Raw genomic sequence first — 2,801 nt, 5'->3', positions numbered from 1 at the left:
TGTCAACGGTCATCGGGTTTTCCGTGTGGGTGGACTTTTGGTCTCCGGTTCCACGGACATGGTTTTTCCGGGTGGGCGGACAGTTGTGGTCGGTTGGTCTTCGGTGGGGTTGGTTAGGTCAGGGGCATCACTCCGGTCCCGGCGAGGGCCTCGGCGAGGCGGTGGCTGTCGCCCTTGGTGAGGACGAGGTGGGCGTGGTGTAGGAGCCGGTCGACGGTCGCGGTGGCGAGGGTCTTGGGCATGATCGTGTCGAAGCCCGATGGGTGGATGTTGCTGGTGACCGCGATTGAGCGTCGTTCGTATGCTGCGTCGATGATCCGGTAGAACGCTTCGGCGGCGTCCTGGCCAGCTGGCAGCATGCCGATGTCGTCGACCACGATGAGGTCGGCGCGGCAGATCCGGGCGACGGTGCGGGCGATGGTGGCGTCGGCTTTGGCGCGGCCGATGGTGGTGGTGAGGGTTTCCAGGGTGAACCAGGCGACGCGGAGGTCGGCTTCGATCGCGGCGTGGGCCAACGCTTCGACGAAGTGGCTTTTGCCGGTGCCGGAGGGCCCGGCGACGGCGAGGTTTTCGTGCCGGCCGATCCATTCCAGGGTGGTGAGGGCGTTCTGGGTTGCTTCGGTGATCGATGATTCGTCTGGCCGCCAGGACGAGAATGTCTTCCCGGTGGGGAACGCGGCGGTCTTGCGGCGCATCCGCCGGGTCGCGGCGTCACGGCCGATGACTTCCTCGTTGATGAGGACTCGCAGGACCTCGGCGGGATCCCATCGTTGGGCTCGGGCGGTCGCGAGGACGTCCGGCGCGGTTTTGCGGAGGTAGGGCAGCCGCATCCGGCGTAGTAGCCGGTCGAGTTCCTCGCCGATGGGTGGGGCGGTCGGTCTGGTCATCGGGTCGCCTCCTTGAGTCGTCGTTGCAGGGTTGCGGCGTGGCTGCCCAGCGTTTCGACCAGACCGGCGGCGGCCAGGCGGCCATGACCGGGGCTGTTGAAGAACTCCGTGAGGTTGTCGAAGGTGTCGCCGCCGGTGTGTCGGAGCCAGTCCTCGACCTGGCCGAGGAGGTGGGCCAGGTCCTCGGCCTCATCAAGGTGCAGGGTGACCGTCGGGTCGTGGCTGGGTGCGGTCATTGGCCGAGCCGGTTCCATCCGCTGGTGCCGGGCTGCGCGGAGTGCGCCTCGTCGGGTAGCACCACGTCGGTGGCCGCGCCGGCGCCGGCGAGGTGGTCGCAAATCGAGGCCAGGTCGTCGTCGGCGAACCGGCCGGCGATCGCGGCCAATCCGAGGGCCTGCTCGACCTGCCCGGCGCCGAGGACCGCGGCTAGCTCCACCGCACGGTTCATCTTCGACCGCACCCGGACCACGCCGGACGCGCCGGCCTCGACCAGCCACCGGTGAGCGCCCTCACCAAGGCTCAGGAACGCTTCCTCGGCCTGGGTCCGGGCCCGGGGACGCGGCGGGCGGGGTAGGTTCCCGCCCGGATGGTTCGGGTAATGCGCGTCGACGATCCTCGGGTTACCCGGCGTGGACAACCCGTGCCGGGCGAGCTCGGCCAGACCAGTAGCGGCCCGTCCGACGATGACCAATTCCTCGCCCACGACCCGGCACCACACCTTCGACCCGACATGACCAGGTGGGGTGGAGTAGCGCACCGACCCGAACCGGATTGTCTGGTCATCGTCGACGAGGCGTTCCTCGCCCAACGCCACCGCGTGCGGCTCGGTCGGCAGCACGTGCAGATGGCGGTGTTCCACGATCAGCCGGTCGGCCGGCGCCGCGCCCGTCTCGCGATGGACGCGGGCGTTGACCCGATCACACCACTCGGCGCAGGCGTCGGCCAAGTCCACGAACGTGTCGTACGCGCTGCGCAGATTCGCCGTGGTGGGTACCAGATCCGCCTTGGCGATCTTCACCGTGTGCTCAGCGCCGCCCTTGGACTCCGGGTCGAACGGCTGACATGTCTCGACCTTGCACCCGTAGTGCCGGCCGGCCGCGACGATCTCCGGGTGACGCACCGGGATCCCGGCGATCCGGTCCATCGTGACCGTCCTGGCGTTGTCGGTCAGCACATACGTCGGTGCCCCACCGAGTCGACGCAAAGTCGCGTCCAGACACGCGACCAACGTGCCGAGGGTCTGGTCCCACGCCGGCAGCACCACCCGGAACCGTGACCACGACAACCACGCGCAGAACAACTGCGTGCGGCGCCCGCCGATCCGCGGGCCCTCACCCCAGTCGAACTGCAGCCACATCCCCGGCTCCGGGATCCACGGCCGATACGTGCGCCGGTTCCCGGCCTTCCACGCCGTTTTCACCTCCGCCACCGCCCGACGGGTCGTGCGGTCGGTGCCAGCGAACCCCATCGCGACCAGACGTTCATGCACGACATCAGCGCGGATCTTTCCCTCGGACCGGTCCACCAGTTCCTCGACCTTGGCCAGGAACGGGTCAATCCCCCGCACCCGCCGAGGCCTCACGAGCGGGTCACCACCACGGTCCCGCACAGCCACATACCGGGCCACGGTCTTCTCATCAACCCCGGCCAACTGCGCCGCCGAGTGAGCGCAGCGGGTCAGGTCGAACGCTTGCAAGATCTCCATGATCTCCCTGTCAGACTTGGTCACGGTCCCTCCGGAACGGGTCGGCAATTGATCGGCAATCAGAGCCAACCCGCCCGGAGGGACCCTCTCGTTCATCGGCAACAGTCAGGCGTGTCCCGAAGACCGTGTGACCACCAGCCCGGAGATTTCATGTCCATCAGCCCGGAGTGAACCGTCCGCCCACCCAGATTTTTGCGTGTCCGCTGGCA

Annotated in this window: 3 protein-coding genes; all 3 read right to left on the bottom strand. The window is 68.2% G+C overall.

Features of this window, described 5'->3' with window-relative positions; genetic code table 11:
* Positions 1–113 precede the first annotated feature (113 nt).
* From istB to istA, 3 genes are read right to left on the bottom strand one after another with little or no spacing between them, the layout of a single operon-like run.
* Positions 114–887 carry an IS21-like element helper ATPase IstB gene (gene istB / locus AB0C02_RS33485; protein WP_357553224.1) on the bottom strand — a complete coding sequence of 258 codons (774 nt, stop codon included), beginning with the start codon at positions 885–887 and terminating at the stop codon, positions 114–116.
* Positions 884–1,123 carry a hypothetical protein gene (locus AB0C02_RS33480; protein ID WP_357553223.1) on the bottom strand — a complete coding sequence of 80 codons (240 nt, stop codon included), beginning with the start codon at positions 1,121–1,123 and terminating at the stop codon, positions 884–886. The genes istB and AB0C02_RS33480 overlap by 4 nt, the downstream gene beginning before the upstream one ends.
* Positions 1,120–2,592, bottom strand: a complete 1,473-nt coding sequence (gene istA / locus AB0C02_RS33475; RefSeq protein ID WP_357553222.1) for an IS21 family transposase — start codon at positions 2,590–2,592, stop codon at positions 1,120–1,122. The genes AB0C02_RS33480 and istA overlap by 4 nt, the downstream gene beginning before the upstream one ends.
* Positions 2,593–2,801 lie beyond the last annotated feature (209 nt).

The sequence above is a fragment of the Micromonospora sp. NPDC048999 genome, assembly GCF_040649295.1.
GTDB lineage: Bacteria > Actinomycetota > Actinomycetes > Mycobacteriales > Micromonosporaceae > Micromonospora.
Note: the sequence above shows the minus strand (reverse complement) of the source record. Positions and strands in the feature narration are given on the sequence as shown.